Source organism: Sphingomonas sp., assembly GCF_035555815.1.
Lineage (GTDB): Bacteria > Pseudomonadota > Alphaproteobacteria > Sphingomonadales > Sphingomonadaceae > Sphingomonas.
Window position 1 is genome coordinate 1 of sequence record NZ_DATMGG010000158.1, and the last position, 1,585, is coordinate 1,585.

Below are 1,585 nucleotides of genomic sequence, written 5' to 3' on the forward strand. Positions count from 1 at the left end.
CCATCTCGCGCGCCGTTGCGGCGCCGACGAAGGATGCGATATTGGGCGCGATCCCCTTCCCCGCGACATGGTCCAGATAGCCGCCCAGCGTCGTCCAGCGCACCGGATAGCGGATGCCCTCTTCCTGTTGCGCGACCAGCGTCTTCGCCATCGCCGGGGTCAGCGGTCCCATCGAACTGCCTTCGCCCATCACCTCGAGTGTCACGCCCTGGCGAAGGTCGCTCAGCCCCCGCCCGTCGACCAGCAGCGATTCGGTCGACCAGCTGAGCATGTTGATGAAGCCCGGCGCCACCGCCTTGCCGGTGGCGTCGATGGTCCGGCGCGCGATGCCCGGCGCATGCCCGCCGACATAGACGACGCGGTCGCCCCGCACAGCGACGTCGCCCGTGAAGGGCGCGCGCCCCGACCCGTCGTAGATCGTCCCGTTCCGGATCAGCAGATCATAAGAGGGCTGCTGCGGCGCTGCGCATCCGACCAGCAGTAGGGTGGCGAGCGCCGCCATCCATCGGCCGGTTCTATCCACCCAGGCCGGCCGCCGCGTCCGAGCGGGCGTAGCGCGATGGCGACATGCCGAAATTCTGGCGAAAGATCATGCTGAAGGTCGCGATGCTCTCATAGCCGACCTCATAGGCTACACGCGTCACCGACTCGCCCATCCTGAGCCGCGCCGTCGCCTCCTCGAGCCGCGCCTGCTGCCGCCACACGGCGAGGCTCAACCCGGTCTGCTGGCGAAAATTGCGCGTCAATGCGCGCCGGCTCATGCCGATCGTTCGCGCCCATTCGTCGATGGTGCGATTGTCCGACGGGTCAGCCAGGATCGCCTGGCAGATATTCAGCAAGCGGCTGTCCTTGGGCGCGACCATCCGGCCTGCCGGGTGCAGCTTTTCCTCAAACTCGCTGAGGATCAGCGACTTCAGCCAGGCGCCCCGCATCGTCGATTCGGCGATATCCGCGCTGCGCGAGGCCTCGATCAGCAATTCACGGAAAAAGGGGGACAGGTTGAGCAGGCGCACTTCGCCGGGCACCGCCATGCTTTCGGTGCCGGCGAGCGCAAAGCTGCGCAGTTCGCCCGACTTCCGGGCGAAGCTGCTGTAGTCGACCCCCGCGGGCACCCAGAGCGCGCGCTGCGGCGGCAGCACCCAGCTGCCATTGTCGACGCTGACCACGACGATCCCCAACAGGGTGAACAGAATCCGCCCTTCGGCGCTGGCCGCATCGCTGCGCGAAAGCGGCGGGTCCGGATCGGGCTGGCTGCAACGGCGCTGAAGCATTCATCCTCCCTCCCGGCGTGGTCGGCGCCCCTCGTCAGAACCTCTGGCTGAAGCTGATGCCGATGGTCCGCGGCGTGTTAATCCCCATCTTGGCCGGCGCGAAGAACATCGTGCTGTTGTCCGCGACGCCCGCATAAACGTCGAAGATATTCTTCGCGAACAGCGTGATGTCGAACTGGTCCGACCGCATGCCGAGGTGGAGGTCCACCGTTTCATAGGCTTCCAGCGGAACCGATAGGAACACGCCTTCGATGTTCGACCAGCGCCGCGACTGATACTGGACGTTGCCGCCGACGAATGCACGCCAGTCGCCG

1 protein-coding gene and 2 pseudogenes are annotated in these 1,585 nt (G+C 66.5%); all 3 read right to left on the minus strand.

The features are described from left to right. A pseudogene (locus VNR91_RS08745) lies at positions 1-502 on the minus strand (D-aminoacylase); the annotation flags it as partial. Between the two features lie 13 nt (positions 503-515). Beyond that, a complete protein-coding gene (locus tag VNR91_RS08750) occupies positions 516-1,271 on the minus strand; it encodes an AraC family transcriptional regulator (protein WP_325490384.1) in 756 nt (251 codons plus the stop codon). Positions 1,272-1,305: 34 nt separating this feature from the next. Beyond that, a pseudogene (locus VNR91_RS08755) lies at positions 1,306-1,585 on the minus strand (hypothetical protein); the annotation flags it as partial.